This window comes from Paenibacillus sacheonensis, from assembly GCF_009909195.1.
In the GTDB taxonomy this organism is placed as follows: Bacteria; Bacillota; Bacilli; order Paenibacillales; family Paenibacillaceae; genus Paenibacillus_Z; species Paenibacillus_Z sacheonensis.
The window spans coordinates 96,972-113,244 of sequence record NZ_JAAAMU010000012.1 but is presented as its reverse complement, the minus strand read 5'-3'; the positions used below and the strand labels follow the sequence as shown (position 1 = coordinate 113,244).

16 protein-coding genes are annotated in these 16,273 nt (G+C 57.6%); 8 read left to right on the top strand and 8 right to left on the bottom strand.

The window, feature by feature from the left end; translation table 11 throughout:
- Positions 1-23: 23 nt before the first annotated feature.
- Both GT003_RS21260 and GT003_RS21255 read right to left on the bottom strand, forming a co-directional pair.
- Positions 24-1,076, bottom strand: coding sequence for an RluA family pseudouridine synthase (locus GT003_RS21260; RefSeq protein WP_161701584.1), 1,053 nt, complete (start codon positions 1,074-1,076; stop codon positions 24-26).
- Positions 1,077-1,339: 263 nt separating this feature from the next.
- Positions 1,340-2,173, bottom strand: a complete 834-nt coding sequence (locus GT003_RS21255; protein WP_161701582.1) for a phytanoyl-CoA dioxygenase family protein — start codon at positions 2,171-2,173, stop codon at positions 1,340-1,342.
- 175 nt (positions 2,174-2,348) lie between these two features.
- Between GT003_RS21255 and GT003_RS21250 the strand changes: the two genes are divergently transcribed.
- From GT003_RS21250 to mgrA, 4 genes are all read left to right on the top strand, one after another.
- Positions 2,349-3,227: a helix-turn-helix domain-containing protein gene (locus GT003_RS21250; RefSeq protein WP_161701579.1), complete on the top strand. Its 879-nt coding sequence runs from the start codon at positions 2,349-2,351 to the stop codon at positions 3,225-3,227.
- A gap of 141 nt (positions 3,228-3,368) precedes the next feature.
- The gene (locus GT003_RS21245; RefSeq protein ID WP_161701577.1) at positions 3,369-4,910 is read left to right on the top strand and encodes a stalk domain-containing protein; all 1,542 of its coding nucleotides are present in this window, start codon (positions 3,369-3,371) and stop codon (positions 4,908-4,910) included.
- A 146-nt stretch (positions 4,911-5,056) separates the two neighbouring features.
- Positions 5,057-6,871 (top strand): B12-binding domain-containing radical SAM protein, encoded by a 1,815-nt coding sequence (locus GT003_RS21240; protein WP_161701575.1) that lies wholly within the window; start codon positions 5,057-5,059, stop codon positions 6,869-6,871.
- Between the two features lie 102 nt (positions 6,872-6,973).
- A complete protein-coding gene (mgrA, locus tag GT003_RS21235; protein WP_161701573.1) occupies positions 6,974-7,969 on the top strand; it encodes an L-glyceraldehyde 3-phosphate reductase in 996 nt (331 codons plus the stop codon).
- A 68-nt stretch (positions 7,970-8,037) separates the two neighbouring features.
- Here mgrA and GT003_RS21230 read toward each other — a convergent pair whose 3' ends face one another.
- A complete protein-coding gene (locus GT003_RS21230) occupies positions 8,038-8,628 on the bottom strand; it encodes a DUF1349 domain-containing protein (RefSeq protein WP_161701571.1) in 591 nt (196 codons plus the stop codon).
- A gap of 168 nt (positions 8,629-8,796) precedes the next feature.
- Here GT003_RS21230 and GT003_RS21225 point away from each other — a divergent pair, with 168 nt between their 5' ends.
- Positions 8,797-9,531 carry a DsbA family oxidoreductase gene (locus GT003_RS21225; RefSeq protein WP_161701569.1) on the top strand — a complete coding sequence of 245 codons (735 nt, stop codon included), beginning with the start codon at positions 8,797-8,799 and terminating at the stop codon, positions 9,529-9,531.
- A 124-nt stretch (positions 9,532-9,655) separates the two neighbouring features.
- Here GT003_RS21225 and GT003_RS21220 read toward each other — a convergent pair whose 3' ends face one another.
- From GT003_RS21220 to GT003_RS21210, 3 genes are read right to left on the bottom strand one after another with little or no spacing between them, the layout of a single operon-like run.
- A complete protein-coding gene (locus tag GT003_RS21220; protein WP_161701567.1) occupies positions 9,656-10,027 on the bottom strand; it encodes an EamA family transporter in 372 nt (123 codons plus the stop codon).
- On the bottom strand, positions 10,024-10,386 hold the full coding sequence (locus GT003_RS21215) for a DUF2304 domain-containing protein (RefSeq protein ID WP_161701565.1): 363 nt from the start codon (positions 10,384-10,386) through the stop codon (positions 10,024-10,026). Before GT003_RS21215 ends, GT003_RS21220 begins: the two co-directional genes overlap by 4 nt.
- A 33-nt stretch (positions 10,387-10,419) precedes the next feature.
- Complete coding sequence (locus tag GT003_RS21210) at positions 10,420-11,124, bottom strand: glycosyltransferase family 2 protein (RefSeq protein ID WP_161701562.1); 705 nt, start codon at positions 11,122-11,124, stop codon at positions 10,420-10,422.
- A 118-nt stretch (positions 11,125-11,242) separates the two neighbouring features.
- Here GT003_RS21210 and GT003_RS21205 point away from each other — a divergent pair, with 118 nt between their 5' ends.
- The 3 genes from GT003_RS21205 (at position 11,243) to GT003_RS21195 (ending at position 14,574) form a co-directional block, all read left to right on the top strand.
- Positions 11,243-12,523, top strand: coding sequence for an ArnT family glycosyltransferase (locus GT003_RS21205; RefSeq protein WP_161701560.1), 1,281 nt, complete (start codon positions 11,243-11,245; stop codon positions 12,521-12,523).
- A gap of 109 nt (positions 12,524-12,632) precedes the next feature.
- Positions 12,633-13,697, top strand: a complete 1,065-nt coding sequence (locus GT003_RS21200; RefSeq protein ID WP_161701558.1) for a hypothetical protein — start codon at positions 12,633-12,635, stop codon at positions 13,695-13,697.
- Between the two features lie 19 nt (positions 13,698-13,716).
- Positions 13,717-14,574 (top strand): hypothetical protein, encoded by an 858-nt coding sequence (locus tag GT003_RS21195; protein WP_161701556.1) that lies wholly within the window; start codon positions 13,717-13,719, stop codon positions 14,572-14,574.
- Positions 14,575-14,724: 150 nt separating this feature from the next.
- Here GT003_RS21195 and GT003_RS21190 read toward each other — a convergent pair whose 3' ends face one another.
- Complete coding sequence (locus tag GT003_RS21190) at positions 14,725-15,690, bottom strand: type I phosphomannose isomerase catalytic subunit (RefSeq protein ID WP_161701554.1); 966 nt, start codon at positions 15,688-15,690, stop codon at positions 14,725-14,727.
- Between the two features lie 98 nt (positions 15,691-15,788).
- The gene (locus GT003_RS21185; RefSeq protein ID WP_161701552.1) at positions 15,789-16,187 is read right to left on the bottom strand and encodes a VOC family protein; all 399 of its coding nucleotides are present in this window, start codon (positions 16,185-16,187) and stop codon (positions 15,789-15,791) included.
- Between the last annotated feature and the right edge of the window lie 86 nt (positions 16,188-16,273).

The window sequence follows — 16,273 nt, the reverse complement described above, 5'->3', positions numbered from 1 at the left end:
ATAGTCGCCTGCCGAGGCAGGGTTTATTTCTTGGCGTTGAAGCCTTCCTTGAACGGGTTCAGAAACGGCTTCGGAATGTCGGTCTCGAACCGGACATGCTCGCCGGTCGTCGGATGCTTGAATGCCAGTACGCGGGCATGCAGGCCCAGCCGGCCGATGGCTCTGGAACGGGAGCCGTATTTTTTGTCGCCGACGATGGGGTGGCCGATATCTTCCATATGGACGCGGATCTGATTTTTTCGTCCGGTCTCCAGCGCGACCTCCAGCAAGGAGAAATTCGCACTGCTTTGCAGCACTTTGTAGTGCGTCACCGCATGCAGCGCGTCCGTCGGATTGGAAGAGGAGTACATTTTGAGCGTCTTGCTTTCCCGCAGGTAGGAACGGATCGTGCCTTCCGGCTTCTTCACTTTTCCCTCGACGAGCGCGACGTAGGTACGTTCCTCCACGCTGTCCGTCCACGTCGTTTGCAGCTGCTGCTGCACCTGCTCGCTCTTCGCAAACATCATGACGCCCGACGTATCGCGGTCGAGCCTGTGCACGACGAAGATGCGGTTGTGCGGATCGGACGCGCGTACGTGAGCCGTCAATTGGCGGTAAGCCGTCAGCTCGCTCTCCTGGTCGGAGGCGATGGAGAGCAGGCCGGCGTCCTTGAGCACGACGATGACGTCGGCATCCTCGTGCAGGATGGTCAATCCGATCAGCGGAGGCTTCTCGGCGATGCGTTCCTTGGATACGGTGACGGTTTGGCCCGGCTTAAGCGGCTGATTGAACAGCTTCACCGGCGTTCCGTCGACGGCGATCTGGCCGCGGCCCAGCATGGATTTGATGGCGTTGCGGCCTTCTCCGGTAACGTGCGCGATCAGGAAGGCGAGCAGCTCGGCGGCTTCCTTGACCTCGAAGCTGCGAATGGCGGATTTGGCAGGGGGGCGCGCGGTTACGGCGGGTTTGACCGGCGATGGCTTGCCGGCGCCGAAGGACTTCGCCTGCGCGCGCGGGCCTCCGCGCGGCGCGGATTTGCCGCGTGACGCGTCCGGCTTGCCGGATGCGGCCGGTTTATATGGACGTTTCTTTTCCATGAATGATATACGCTCCTAAACATGCAATCTGTTCTCTTACTATACCGAAAGAAGGCGAGCCTTACAAACGGATTCATTCGGCGCTCGCATGCTGCCGGAACAGGGATGACCCCAAGCGCGGCGCGAAGAAGCGGCTTCTGACGCAGAAAGGCTGCCGGCAGGTCATGATGCATGACCTGCTGGCAGCCTTCTAGGTGAGCGTCCCGGCGAATGCCGCATGTACAACGTCGCGGCCGTACAAGCGAACCGATCGCTTTCCGCGATTAGATCTGGACGCGCTGCTTGTTGTAAACCTCCGGGAAATGATCGCCGACCAGCAATTCGCCCGGCTTCACGTTCACGTAGGAGAGCATGGCATGTTCGCCGACAGGCTCGTAGCGCGTATGGCCCGGCATATAGTGGACGGCGATGGCGCGGCGCTTCATATCGGAACGGTTATGCGGGCTGCCATGCCACGTGAGGCAGTGGTGATAGCCGACTTGGCCTTTCTTGATTTCGAACGGCACCGCTTCGACGACGGCATTGTTCGGCAGCATTTCCGGCTGCTTGTGGAACGGCTTGAAATCCTTCGTGCTCGACAGGTAACGCTGGTGATTCCCCCACTTATGGCTGCCTGGCACCATCCACATGCAGCCGTTCTCGATCACGGCGTCATCCAGCGCCACCCATGCGCTGACGAGATCGGACGGCTGAATGATCGGCCACAGCGGGTGATCCTGATGCCATGCCGTAGGTCCGCCCGTTACCGGGGGCTTATATTGAATTTGGTCATGCCAGATGCGGAGGGAGTTCGTATGCGTAAGCTGCGCGACTTCCTCGCAGATTTGCGCGTTCCCGGCATGCTGCAGGTACAGGTCGCTGGCCATCCAAATGTTGACGATTTGGACGACGCGTTCGCTCGCGATCATTTTCATATTATCGTAAGGGGAATCCGAACCCAGCATGTTGTGATTCAGCACCGGTTTCTTGACCGTCTCGCCGTTCATGACTTTATCCAGCTCTTCGCGAAGCGCTTCGACCTCCGCGTCGCTTAGGACGACATCGCCTTTAAGAAAACCGTTGTTTTCAAATTCCGTTAATTGTGCTTGACTTAACATAGTTATTATTCCTCCCGGAGTCGCTCGTAATAGTGTACCGCTTTGCCATGAATCAAGAATACCTTAAGATGTAAGCGGTGTATTTACACAGACAAAACAGGGCTTTGCACTTTTCTAATATTCTCCCTGCGGCACGGACAGCTATTAAATAACGATAAAGGGGCGCTGCCTGACGATGCGTGACGACAGCCAAATACTCATCGGAGCGCTGGAAGAGCTGCAGCCGACGGTCAACTTCGCGAGCCATGCCCTGTCCCCGGCGGGGACGGTCTGGGGACCGAGAATCAATCCCGACTATCAATTCTTCTATTTGCTCTCCGGCCGGGCGGCCATCGTCATCGGCGGCGATGCCCGTACGATCGGCCCGGGCGAATGCGCGCTGTACGGCCCCGATTGCCCGCATTCCATTACGGTCCTGGAGGAAGCCGTGTTTATCGGCATCCATTTTCTGTTCCGGCGAGCATCTCCCGTGCCGGTACATCCGGCCTTCTCGATCCAGGAAGCTTCCGAGGAAGCGTTGGCGGCCGGCCGAAGAAACAGCTGCAGGCTGGCGCTCGAGGGCGGCGAGGAGCTGGAGCTGCCGCCGTTCATGGCCATTCCCGGTTTAGAGCCGATCCTGATGCGGATCGTCAAGGAGTATATGAACGAGCAGCCGGGCTATGCGATGCTGCTGCGCTCGCTTATGACGGAGCTGCTGCTCATGACGGTCCGCAGCCGCCTCGCCGATAGGCCGAAATCAGCGGAGCATAGCAAGATCGAGCCCGCGCTGCAGGCGATCCACCGCGAGCCGGAGAAGAATTGGACCGTCGCCGAGCTGGCCGCGCTGTGCGGCTATCACGCCATCTATTTCTCGTCGCTGTTCCGAAAATGCACGGGCGATAATCCGAAGCAATACCTCATCTCGCAGCGAATTCGCAAGGCCAAATACTATCTCCTGAGCGGGGAGAAGATGGAGGCGATCGCGGAGCGGCTGGGGTATACGAGCGTTCATTATTTCTCGCGCAACTTCAAGGAGGAGACCGGGCTGACGCCGACGGAGTTCAAGCAGCAATAGGCACGAATTCATTCGCGGTAAATACGAGCGCTCTTCACTAATTCTTCCAATTTCTTTCACGCCGATTTCATAGACAAAGAAGAATAGCAGTGATACCATGGGGTAACGCAGAATTAGGAGATTATTGGAGGAAACATACTCGTGGATTTCACTATCAGCTGGAAGAAGAAATTGCTCTCATCCGTGCTTGCCGCAAGTCTTATCGCTGCCCCGGCCGCCATGCTTGGCACATCGAACACGGTATCGGCTGCGACGCAGACTGTGACTACATCCGTACTCGTTGACGGCGTGAAGCTGTCGTTAAACCCGGCGCCGGTCGCGTTGAAAGGAACGACCTTCGTGCCGATGCGCACGATCTTCGCGGCGCTGCATTCCAGCGTGACGTGGGAAGCGCGGACGAAGACGATTTTGGCCGTGAAAGGCAGTACGACCATTTCCCTGCAAATCGGCTCGAAGCGCGCCGTCAAGAACGGCAAGGCGATCGCGCTTACGGAAGCGCCGCGGCAAATCAAAGGCGCGACGATGGTGCCGCTGCGGTTCATCGCCGAGGCATTGGGCGCCGTCGTGCAGTTCGATTCCGTGAAGCACGTCATTCGCATCGACTCCGCCGAAGCCATTCAGAAGAAGCGGGAAGAGGCGCTGGAGCAGGAGCACGCGGACGATCATCTGCCGATTCTGACGACGAAGCAGATCGTCGCGAAGAACGATGGCAAAGTCGTCATGCTGACGACGGATATGGGGCTAGGAAGCGGCGTCGTCATCGGCAAGGATCAAATCCTGACCAATTATCACGTGATCTCGGATGCTTCCGAGGCGACCGTGACGCTGGTGAACGGCAAGCAAATCGAGCTGGCAGGCATTGTCGGCTACGACGAAGATAACGATCTGGCCGTATTGAAGACGAAGACGCCGCTTAATATCGCGCCTGTCGATATCGGGTACGGACTTGACAAAGGCGACCATGTCGTCGCGATCGGCAGTCCGAACGGCATTCAAAACACGGCTTCGGAAGGCATCGTCAGCAATATCTCGACCCTCGAAGACGATCCCTACCAGATCCAGATCAGCGTGCCGATCGATCACGGCAGCTCGGGAGGCGGCCTGTTCAACGATTACGGCCAGCTGATCGGCATTACTGCGGCGGGTATCGACGATACCCATGCGAATTTGAATTTCGCCATTTCCGCGCTTCACGTCATGATGCTGCTGTACGATATCGAAGAGAACCCGCCGACCAAGATCGAATTCCTGCCGAGCGATCTGCCCGACACGTTGAAAGGCGCATCGCTGGAAACGATCCAGACGTTGATGGAAGACCATTTCGCCGAGATTCAAACGTCGCAGGGCATCGGCACGGAGTTCCAAGACTTCAAGGTAACGCGGGATGCAGACGGCTGGCTGGTCATTCAAGCCTTGATCGATCCTTCGTTCTATATGCTTTACGGCCATGCGGCAAGCGAGGACCTGCGCTATTGGGCGACGAATACCGGCTATGAGCTGCGCCGCATGCTGCCGGACGAGAACTTGCAACTGACCGTCTATTACGAGCAAACGTTCAGCTTCGAGCCAAGAGACTTCGAGGCGGACGAAGTGACGGCGCTCGAAGACGGCAAGTGGCGCGTCCGCTTCCCGGTCATCGACTATCAGGGCAAGGATCATGCGATCGTACGCGTCAACGCGTAGGAGATCCGCATAAGAAAGAGTGGTTCCAGGGCGGAGCGCCGGCATGATGGCCGCGGCGCGGACGGAGGAACCGCTCTTCTTTTTTGCGTCCGAGTCCGGTACAATAGAGGCTAATCCAAAATTGTAACGATGAAGGAATGACGAAGATGAAAGTCGTACTGGCGACCTTAAACGCCAAATATATACACACCTCGCTCGCGCTGCGATGCCTGAAGGCGTACAGCGAGAAAGATTTCGATATCGATATCGCCGAATATACGATCAAGGATCCCGCGATGAATATCGTCGCGGATTTGTTCGCGCACGAACCTGACGTCGTCGGCTTCTCCTGCTATATCTGGAACATCGAGGAGACGATCACCGTTATCGACATGCTCCGCAAAATCAAGCCGGAGCTGCGCATCGTCCTGGGCGGCCCCGAGGTAAGCTACGATACGGCGCATTGGCTGGAGCGGCTGCCGCAGGTCGATTACATCGTCGTCGGCGAAGGCGAAGAGACGTTTCACCATCTGCTTACGGAGCTGTCCGGCTCTCGTAAGCTTCATATGGTATTCGGACTCGCGTATCGCAAAGCGCACGGGGACGGACGTATCGAATGCATCGTCAATCCGCCGCGGCCGAAGCTCGATCTGGCGACGCTTCCTTCCCCGCACCGGTTTCCCGAGGACGTATCCCGTCTCTGCAGCCGCGTCGTCTATTTCGAGACGAGCCGGGGCTGTCCGTTCAGCTGTCAGTTCTGTTTGTCGAGCATCGAGGTCGGCGTACGCTATTTCGATATGGAACGGACGAAATCCGATATTTTGTACCTCATCGATTCCGGCGCGAAGCTGATCAAATTCGTGGACCGGACCTTCAACATCAAGCGCGACTACGCGCTCGAGATCTTCCGTTTCCTCATCGAGAACCACCGCGGCTGCGTGTTCCAGTTCGAAATCACGGCGGACATCATGCGTCCCGAGGTGCTGGACTATTTGGCGGAACATGCGCCTCCGGGCATCTTCCGCTTCGAGATCGGCGTACAGTCGACGAACGACCTGACGAACGAAGCGGTGCAGCGCCGGCAGAATTTCATGAAGCTGTCGCGCACGGTCACGAAGGTGAAGGAAAGCGGCAAGATCGACCAGCATCTCGATCTGATCGCGGGTCTGCCGCACGAGAATTACGATTCGTTCCGCAATACGTTCAATGACGTGTTCGCGCTTCGGCCGGAAGAGCTGCAGCTTGGCTTCCTGAAGATGCTCCGAGGCACGGGCATGCGGATCGATGCGGAGAAGCACGGCTATATCTATATGGATCGGGCGCCTTACGAGATTCTCGGCAACGACATCCTGCCGTTCTCGGACATCGTGCGGATCAAGCGGGTAGAGGACGTGCTGGAAAAATATTGGAACGCGCACCGGATGGACCATGCCCTGCTTTATTTGATCGAGCGGGCGTTCCCGTCGGCCTTCGATTTCTTCCAATTGTTCGGCGATTACTGGGAAGGACGCGGCTGGCAGAAGATCGGCCATCAGCTCGAGGATCTGTTCTCGCGGTTGTGGAGCTTCCTCTCGGACGACTATGCGAAGCGCGCCGAGCATGCGGATTCGGAATGGTCGCTTGACGTCGCGCTCGGACTCATGAAGCTGGACTACTTCCTGGGCCACAATTACAAGCCGCGCAAGGTCTGGTGGGACTTCAGCATGGAGAAGAGCGATTGGAGCGGCTGGATGAAACGGCTGGCGGAATCTCCCGCGGACGTCTCGGAGGCATTCGCCGCGCTCGGCTTGAACGAGAAGGAGCTTCAGAAACACGCCGTGATCGAGCGTCTTCCATTTGACCTGCAGCGTTATCTGGCGGCAGGAACGGTATCGTCCGAATCCGAAACGCTGCTGATCGTCGTTTACGGCGGAGGCGGGAAAGGCGAACACCGGCAAGCGGAATTCTTCGCGATGCCGCTGAATCAGACCGTCGAGGCTTGAGCCATATCCGAAAGTAAGGTAAGATGATTAATAAAGGTAAGAAGATAAAGTAAGGTAAGAAGTTTGAGCTATTCGAAACGGATCGTAGAAGGAGAGATATTCGTGGTCTATTCAGCCCATCCAGAACGGTATGCATCCATGACTTATAATCGCGTAGGCAAGTCGGGCTTGAAGCTTCCCGCGATCTCACTCGGACTTTGGCATAATTTCGGCGGGGTGGACACGTACGAGAACGGCCGCGCCATGCTTCACCGCGCGTTCGACCTCGGCATCACCCACTTCGACCTGGCGAACAACTACGGTCCTCCGGCGGGATCTGCGGAAGAAATGTTCGGCAGCATCATGCAGACGGATTTCAAGCCGTACCGCGACGAGATGATCATCTCGTCCAAGGCAGGCTATTATATGTGGCCGGGACCTTACGGCGAATGGGGTTCGCGTAAATATTTGATGGCCAGCCTGGAGCAAAGCTTAAAGCGGATGAAGCTGGACTACGTCGATATCTTCTACTCCCACCGCTTCGACCCGGAGACGCCGCTCGAAGAAACGATGGGCGCGCTGGATCATATGGTTCGTTCCGGCAAAGCCCTCTATGTCGGCATCTCCAGCTATGGCGCGGAGCAAACGGCGGAAGCGATCTCGATCATGAAGAAGCTGGGCACCCCGCTGCTCATTCATCAGCCGAGCTACAACATGTTCGACCGCTGGATCGAGAACGGCGTGCAGGACGTGCTGGACGAGCATGGCGTTGGCAGCATCGCATTCTGCCCGCTCGCGCAGGGTCTGCTGACGAACAAATACTTGGGCGGCAGCATTCCGGGCGATTCCCGCGCGGCCAGCAAGACCGGCGCGCTGCAGGAAGGCCAAGTCACGCCGGAAGTCGTGGCGAAGCTGCAGAAGCTGAACGCGATCGCGCAGGAGCGCGGCCAATCGCTGGCGCAGATGGCGCTTGCCTGGGTGCTGCGCGGCGGACGCGTCACATCGGCGCTGATCGGCGCAAGCCGCGTCAGCCAGATCGAAGACAACGTCGCGGCGCTGAACAACTTGTCGTTCACGGAAGACGAGCTGGCAGGCATCGAATCGATCCTGCGCGGCTAGACGCCGCAGCTCAACAAGACCGCTTCCGACGATCATCATCGGAAGCGGTCTTGTGTCGTCTACGGCTGTTATTCGTCGGCGGGTTCGGTCAGCGTAAGGAAATCGAACTCGACCGCGCAGCCCGTTCCTTGCGGCGACTGCGCCACGACGCCGACCCGGCATGCGTCCGGCAGCTTCATGCCGAAGTATCGGACCTGTTCCCATCGTTCGCCATCCAGCGAATAATGGAAGGTGATGCAGGCACCGGCTCTCGCGATGCGCAGATAAGGCTTGTCGATGTCGACGCGCATGGAATTGCAATCGTCCGACACGCCGTCCTGCGTCACGACGGAGACGATCGTCGCATAGCGCCCGTTGTGCTCGAAGCACAGCTTGGCCCAGTTTCGGTCATCCGCGAGCACCATCAGGCAGCCGGAGTCGTACTGGTGCTTCATCTCCGCGCCAAGCCTGGTCGTGAGCTCGAAGGAGCTCCCGGCCGGCCGGTGCAGGAACGGCGCGGAGCTGACGATATGCTTACCGGCAGGGTCCTGATAATAGTCGGCCTTCGCCGGCGCCAGCACGAAGAGTCCGCCGTCCTCCGTATACGACCAGCGTTCCGGTTCGTTATCCCAAGTGAAGCTTTGCCTATTCGCTTCCGCGATGAATATATTATTGCGCACCGTCAGGCCTCTTTTCGAAATTGGAATGGTCTTGGATGTACAATTCTAGGCAGCGACGGCGACTCCTGCTTTCGCTGTCGGCCGACATCGGTTAGGATTCGACCTGGAGGAAGGTTGAAGGTATAATACAGTCCATGAATGACTATGAGCACGGGAGTGATTGGGAAGATGAAAGTGGAAGTATGGTCCGATATTGCCTGTCCGTTCTGTTATATCGGTAAACGGCGCTTTGAAGCGGGGCTTGCGAAGTTCGCGCATAAGGAAGAGATCGAGGTCGTGTATCGGAGCTTCCAACTGGATCCGAACGCGGAGAAGGATCCGGAGCAGGATGCGTACGGTCTTGTCGCCAAGAAATACGGCATCAGCCGGGAACAGTCCGAGGCGATGCACGAGAATTTGGTTCAGCAAGCGGCCGAATTGGGGCTGACCTACAATTTCGAGCATGCGCATCCGGCCAATTCGCTCGACGCCCATCGGCTGATCCATTACGCCGGACGGTTCGGCAAGCGGACGGAAGCGGCGGAGCTGCTGTTCAAGGCGTATTTTACCGATTCCAAGCGGATCGGTAGGATGGAGACGTTGATCGATATCGCTGCCGAGCTGGGATTGGATCCGAAGGAAGCCGAAGCGGTGCTGAGCAGCGACGAATTCACGGAAGAGGTGCAGGCGGAATGCCGCGAAGCCTCGCAGCTGGGCGCGAACGGCGTGCCGTTCTACGTCATCAATCGCAAATACGCGGTTGCGGGCGCACAGCCGAGCGAAGTGTTCCTCGACGTGCTGAACACGTGCTGGGAAGAAGAGAAGCCGCTGATCCTGCTCGATCCGTCATCGACGAACCGTGGCACCGGCCAAGTGTGCACGGACGACAGCTGCGGTCTCGAAGATCCGAACGCAGACTTATAATCACGGCTAACAGGTGCGATGATGCATCGACAAAAAAGCACGACCAAGCTTAGGCGTCTGTCTGCGAATCGCAGCTGCAGGCGGCTTCGGCTTGCGTCGTGCTTTTGTTTGCTTTGCGTACTGGTTACGCGTATTTGGCCGACAGGCCGATACAGGCGACACCTGCCAGGATGAGCAGGCAGCCGGCGATCTTCAGGCCGTTCAACGATTCGCCGAACAGGTAGTACGCGCCGACGATGGAGATGATGTAAGCGAGACTTTGGATCGGGTACGCGAGGCCCAGATCGACCTTGGATACGATAAAGAGCCATAGGACGGTCGCGCAGCCGTAAATGAACAAGCCGCCGAGTATCCAGGGCGAGAACATCAGCTCCAGGATGGCGCGCAGCGATTCGAACGGCTTGTCGCGCTGCATCAGCCCGTATTTCCATAGGAACTGCCCCGTTACGAGCATCAGCGTGTTCGCCAGAATCAGCACGAATTGGACGGCGTTCATAGCGGCTCACGTCCTTCCGTCTTGCGTACCAGCTCCAGCAGCCTCTTCTCCATGACGGCGAATTCCTGCGTCAGGGTTTTGATTTTATCCGCCTGCTTGGATAAGCTGATGGTCTGCCGGACGAGCAGGGCGAGAATGAAGATGATCGTGACGAGAAACACGAACGTGGGCATGTAGGCGATGCCGATCCATAGGGCAAACCGGTTGAGCAGAGGAATGCAGGCTGCCGCCAGGACGCCGGCTGCGGCGGTTACGAGCCACAAGAACGCATAGCGGTCCTTCAGCTTATGCGTCACTGTAAAGTAGATGATGAGCCCAAGGAAGAAGACGGTAATCAGTATGGCGACAAACTGGTTCATGGCTTGCAGATCCTTTCGAAGATTCGTTCCCGCTTAGGAGAAGCTTTTGCGAATGAGCGAGAACAAGGTTACCTTCATCATGTAATAAATCGATTTGGACCAGTTGATGGAGGATGTGCCGCCTTGACGGCTGCGCATCTCCACGCTGATCTCCTTCATGCGGAAGCCGCGCTTGGACAAGCTGACCAGAACTTCGACCTCGGGATAATCCGTCGGATAGTGACGCGCGAACTGCTCGATGGCCGCGCGGCCGACGATGCGGAAGCCGGAGGTAGGATCATGGACGGGAATGCCGGTCAGGAGCCGGATCAGCTGGTGGAAATATAAGATGCCGAGGCGCCGGGAAAGACTGCCCCGATAGCTGCTCTTCTCGACGAAACGCGAGCCGATGACCATGTCGCAGCCGCTGCTTCCGATTTCGCGGACCAGCTTCTCGATGTCCTCGGGGCGATGCTGTCCGTCCGCATCCAATTGGATCGCGTACGTATATCCTCCGCGGGCCGCGTATTTGTAGCCGCTCTGCATGGAGCCGCCGATGCCGAGATTGACGGCATGCCGCAGCGAAGGAAACCCTTCCTTGCGGATAATATCGGGCGTGCGGTCGGTGGAGCCGTCGTCGATGACGACGAAATCGTATGGGGTATGCCGCTTCAACTCATGGACGGTCCGGGCCAGCGTCGCTTCTTCGTTGTACGCCGGAATGATGACCAAAATATCGCTGTTGCGCTGCTGCTGCATGCGGTTAAACCTTCTTTCTATCCTGCGTTGCTGCGGAGGTTGCTTCTTGCCGAATCTTATATAGTATAATAGAAATCGATTATAAAAGACTATTAGATTATTGGAAAGGAGCTTTTCTTTGTTTTCACTACGCTTGGAAACCTCCCGCATGCGGATGTTTATATGGATCGTAATGGCGGCCGTGCTTCTGGTACATATGGCAGTCGTGCTGTGGCTGGGCGATCATTTCCTGCTGGGCTCCTACGAACTGCGCAACAACGATGACGTCAAGTACGTGTATTCCGCGCAGGTGCTGGTCGAACAAGGAACGCTCGTCTACAACAGCGGCATGCAGCCGACGAATTTCATCATGCCGGCCATTCCGGTCATGCTGAGCGGCTTTATGACGTTCCTGGAACGCGACGCCGCGGTCATGGGCTTCCGGCTGCTGCAGTGCTTCATGCAGGCGGCCTCGGTGTATCTTATCTTCGTCCTGGCCCGCGAGACGCTGGGCAGGCGAGTGGCCGTCGCTGCGGTGCTGCTCGATGCGCTGTATATCCCGAACTTGTTCGCCTCCGGTGCGATTCTAACCGAATCGACGTTCAAACTGCTCTTTTTGTTGCTGATCGCGAGCTTTCTGTACGCGGTAAAGCGGCGAACGGCGGGCGCTTACGTCTTTGCCGGCATCATGCTGGGGCTGGCCTGTTACGTGAAGCCGCAGTGCGCGCTGATTCCGGTCTGCCTGCTTATCCTATGGCTCGTCCGCAATTACAGCTGGGGAGAGATCGTCAAATACACGGCGATCGTCGCCGCCTGCAGCATGCTGCTGCTCACGCCTTGGTGGATTCGCAATTATAATGATTTTCACGCGTTCATTCCGTTTACGAAGTCCACGGGCAATCCGATGCTGCTGGGCGCGCTGATCGAGCGCGCCGCGCCGCCGAAGGGATTCTTCGAGCAGTATCCGGAGTACAAGGGAGACAGCAATAATCTGTTCGCCGGCTACGATACCGAGCAGAAGCGGACGGCCAAAAGGCTTATCGCATACGGCTTCAAGCATCAGACGCTGGACTATACGTACTGGTTTACGGTCGGCAAGTCCATCCAGCTGTTCGAGAACCCGTTCTACTCCCGCCCGGTTCCGGGACTGCCGCGGCCGGCCATCAATGTCGTGCATTGGATCTACGTCCTGGCCGGCTTCGCGGGAATCCTCCTGACGATGCTCCGGCGCCGCTTTAAGCTCGTGCTGCCCATTCTGCTGCCCTTTGTCTATTATTGGTTCATTCATCTACCATTTATTACCTTCGGGCGCTATGGTTATCCGCTCATGTGCTTGATGTCCATATTCGCCGCTTTTGCCATCGTCTCGATCCTGGAGGCGCGGGGGGTACTGAGAGGCCGCGAAGAGATTGCCGATTGATTCGGCAGTCTCTTTTCTTTCGCCTCCGAATGCGGTTACAATTGGAACATACAGCCGGGCACAGTCTGCATGCGCATGGCAATTCATGTTTACACATGGGAGGCGGATAATGATGCAGGTATCGTTAGCGGCAGCTAGAGGACCGGAGGTCCGATTGTCCACGAACAAGGAATACATCACGATTCTGTTCGGCATTTGGCTTATCGGAGGCGTGTTCGTCGATGGTTTCGCGCATAACCATGGCGTCGTGGAGACGTTCTTCACTCCGTGGCATGCGATTCTGTACTCGGGTTTCATGGCATCGGCCATATGGATGGGCTGGCTGCTGTATCGCTCGAAAACCCAGTCGGGTTCGACTTGGCGGGAAGCCGTGCCGGTCGGTTACGGACTTGGACTCGCAGGGGTATTCATCTTCCTGCTTGGCGGTTTGGGCGATATGATTTGGCACACCGTATTCGGCATTGAACAAAACGTTTCCGCGCTTCTTAGTCCCACGCACCTTGTTCTCCTTATCGGCGCTCTCTTGATCTTATCCAGTCCTTTTCGCGCCGGCTGGCATCATGCTTCCCTGCAGAAGCCGACATGGTCGGCGTTCACGCCCATCTTTCTATCGCTCGTTGCCACGACGGGCGCAGTCAGCTTCTTCCTCATGTATGCATGGGCGTTCCGTTACAATTTGCCTGCTTCATCGTCCGTGGACTGGTATGCCGTACAGTTCGGAGACGGGGGCCTCATCGCCGAGAATAATCAACTCCGCGGGTTGTCGTACATCTTGATCGATACGGTCGTGTACATGTTCCCCGTCTTCCTGCTCATGAAGCGCTGGCAGCTGCCGATCGGCACGATGGGCTTGTTATTTGCGCTGATCACGGTGATGATGAACGTGTTGGACGGCTTCCAGAACTATCCCTCCATCTTCATCGCGCTTGGAGCCGGACTGATCGGCGATATCCTCTATCGCGTGCTTCGGGTCCGGGAAGGACGCGTGTCCGGCGAACGTATCCTCGCGGCGGTCGTGCCGATTGCGCTGTGGAGCTTTTATTATGCTTGGATGGCGATTTCGGACGGGATCGGATGGGAGACCGAGCTGTGGGCAGGCTCGATCGTCGAGGCTGCGCTTTTATCGATGGGGCTGCAGCTGCTCGCCGCGCAGAAGACGCCTGCAAAGGGATGAGGCGATGAAGAGGCAGCGAATGCCGCTTCACGGAGCGATGGTTATGGTAACCGCGCTGGTTTTGCTGCTCGGCGGCTGCGGAGGCGGGACGATGAACAGCGTAGAGGTTCGGCCGCCCGCGAAAGGGCTTCTTCATTATTTGCAGCAAGCGGGTCAGATGACGAACGTATCCGATCGAGGCTATACAGTGACGGAGACTGCGGAAGAAGGTCAGCCGGAGTCCGGCAAGGAGGCCTCGCTCCTGCTGCAGGTCCGGAATCCAGCCGGGCAGCCGGTCGATGAATTCGCGGAAGATATGACGAAGCTGATGCATCTGATCGTCGTCAGCAAGGACCTGTCCTCGTTCCAGCATCTTCATCCGACTTACGAGGGCGAGGGACGGTTTCGGGTGAAGGTGACCTTCCCGCACGGCGGGCCGTTCCTGCTCGTATCGGAATTCATGCCGGACGGAAAAGGGCTGACCGTTCATAAAGCCTGGATGAACGCCCTGGGGACAGAGCCGGACCCGACGGCGCTCGTCGCGAGCGGTTCCGAAGCGGTCGTCTCGAACGGCATCGAGATCAAGCTGTCCGCGATGCCCGAGGTGGGCGAGTTCAAAGCAGGCGAGATGGCCATGCTGAATTTCAGCTTGAGTAAAGCGGGTACGGGCGAGCGGATCGTGCTCGAGCCTTATCTCGGCACGTTCGGCCACTGCGTGATCCTGGACGAGAACGCCAATCAATACGTGCACGTGCATGCCGCCGCCGAGATGAGCACCGGCTCCAGCGTCATGTTCCATACGGAGTTTCCGAAGGCAGGCACGTATAAGCTGTGGGCCCAGTTTCAATATCGCGGCGAAGTCATCACGGCTCCTTACGTGGTCCGCGTGAATAAATGAGCGAACCAAAAAACGACGTCCCGTATTTACGGAAACGTCGTTTTTGTTTGCTGCAGCAGCCCGGAAGTGCGCTGAAACGGCTCTCTTTGTTTGCCTTGTTGCCCTATGGCCTTTAACAACCCTTCTTGCTTGTGCGATAACGACCCTAGCTTAAGGCGTTACGCTGCGAAGCACGGTCATGCTGCCGTCCAGCTCGTAGCCGCCAAGGCTCGCCGGAAGCAGGAAGCATTCGCCCGCTTTCACGTCCTGTTTGCCGCCGTCCCAGCCAAGCGTGCCTTCGCCTTCGGCGATGACGAGAATGACGAAGGATTCCGGCGTGGTTGCCAGCTTCCACGGCGCGCGGACGAGGCCTTTCTCGACAATGAAATACGGCGATTCCGCAATGGCCAGCCATTCGTTGCCTCCGATGCCGTCCGTCTTCATGCGGCTTGCGCCGGCGCCTTCATAAGCGGTCACGTTGAGGGAGTCTTCGACATGCAGCTCGCGGAGCTTACCGTCCAGACCCGGGCGGTTGTAATCGAACACCCGGTACGTCGTATCGGAATTTTGCTGAATCTCCGCTACGACAACGCCAGCGCACAGCGCGTGAATCGTGCCGGCCGGAATGTAGAACGCGTCGCCGGCCTCTACGGGCACTTCCTGCAGGCAATCCATGACGCGGCCTTCTTCGATGGCCGCGGCCAGTGCCGGACGGTCGACGCCGTCTTTGAGCCCGTAGATGATCTTAGCGCCCGGTTCGGCGGCGAGGATGTACCACATCTCCGTCTTGCCCAGCTCGCCCTTCGGCAGGCGGTCGTAGGAATCGGTCGGATGAACCTGGATGGACAGGTCGTCGTTGCAGTCCAGCAGCTTGATCAGCAGCGGGAAGCGGCCATTCTCGACATAGCCTTTCGTACCGAAGAATACGCGTCCGTAGCGTTCGCGCACTTCGTCGAGGCCGAGGCCGGCCAGCGCGCCGTTCATGACTTTGGTCGTGCCGTTCGGATGGTCGCCGATCATCCAGCCTTCGCCGATGGCGCCTTCCGGCAGGTCGAGGCCGAATTGCTCGAGCGCGCGGCCGCCCCAGATCCGTTCTTTCATTTCCGGTTTAAATTGCAGGGGGTAAGCTTGTGTCAATGTGATTCTCTCCTTTTATGTACTCTCTCTGTTTTGGAATTCCCGCTTACGAATGTCATCGTCAGGACGGTTTCTAAATAAAACAAAGGCTTGTTCGTTTACAGCTTTCTGCCAGGCTGGAACATCTCGAGGAATTCGCCGTCCGGACCTTCGAAGAAGAAATACCGCGCGCCGTTCGGCAGCGTCGTGATTTCCGCGTCGCGCAGCTTCACGCCCGCAAGGCTCTTGATCCGTTCGAATTCCGCTTCGACATCGTCGACCGTGAAGGCGACATGATGGGTGCGGCCTTCGGCGGCCAGCGCGCCGGGATAGTTCTCGATCAGCTCGATTTCGCTTTCCTCTCCGTCTGTTCCCGCCAGGAATGCCAGGCGAATAACCCCGTCGGTATGCATCATCGTGTAGAGATGCTTCAGTCCGACGACCTCGGTGTAAAACGCGATGGACTGCTCCATATTGCTGACCATAATGCCGACATGCTCCAATTTGCGAACTGCCATGAATAATTCCTCCTTAATGTGGTATACCGAGACTGCGACTGCCTTCTTAACTTGAACCTGACTAAAGCGTGAACGGTACGGACGTT

What these genes read in the sequence shown, in the direction of transcription:
- GT003_RS21215 (WP_161701565.1), bottom strand. Translation starts at nt 10,386, where the DNA reads ATGAACCAGTTTGTCGCCATACTGATTACCGTCTTCTTCCTTGGGCTC.
- GT003_RS21220 (WP_161701567.1), bottom strand. Translation starts at nt 10,027, where the DNA reads ATGAACGCCGTCCAATTCGTGCTGATTCTGGCGAACACGCTGATGCTC.
- GT003_RS21250 (WP_161701579.1), top strand. Translation starts at nt 2,349, where the DNA reads ATGCGTGACGACAGCCAAATACTCATCGGAGCGCTGGAAGAGCTGCAG.
- GT003_RS21225 (WP_161701569.1), top strand. Translation starts at nt 8,797, where the DNA reads ATGAAAGTGGAAGTATGGTCCGATATTGCCTGTCCGTTCTGTTATATC.
- GT003_RS21200 (WP_161701558.1), top strand. Translation starts at nt 12,633, where the DNA reads ATGATGCAGGTATCGTTAGCGGCAGCTAGAGGACCGGAGGTCCGATTG.
- GT003_RS21210 (WP_161701562.1), bottom strand. Translation starts at nt 11,124, where the DNA reads ATGCAGCAGCAGCGCAACAGCGATATTTTGGTCATCATTCCGGCGTAC.
- GT003_RS21255 (WP_161701582.1), bottom strand. Translation starts at nt 2,173, where the DNA reads ATGTTAAGTCAAGCACAATTAACGGAATTTGAAAACAACGGTTTTCTT.
- GT003_RS21185 (WP_161701552.1), bottom strand. Translation starts at nt 16,187, where the DNA reads ATGGCAGTTCGCAAATTGGAGCATGTCGGCATTATGGTCAGCAATATG.
- GT003_RS21195 (WP_161701556.1), top strand. Translation starts at nt 13,717, where the DNA reads ATGCCGCTTCACGGAGCGATGGTTATGGTAACCGCGCTGGTTTTGCTG.
- GT003_RS21260 (WP_161701584.1), bottom strand. Translation starts at nt 1,076, where the DNA reads ATGGAAAAGAAACGTCCATATAAACCGGCCGCATCCGGCAAGCCGGAC.
- GT003_RS21240 (WP_161701575.1), top strand. Translation starts at nt 5,057, where the DNA reads ATGAAAGTCGTACTGGCGACCTTAAACGCCAAATATATACACACCTCG.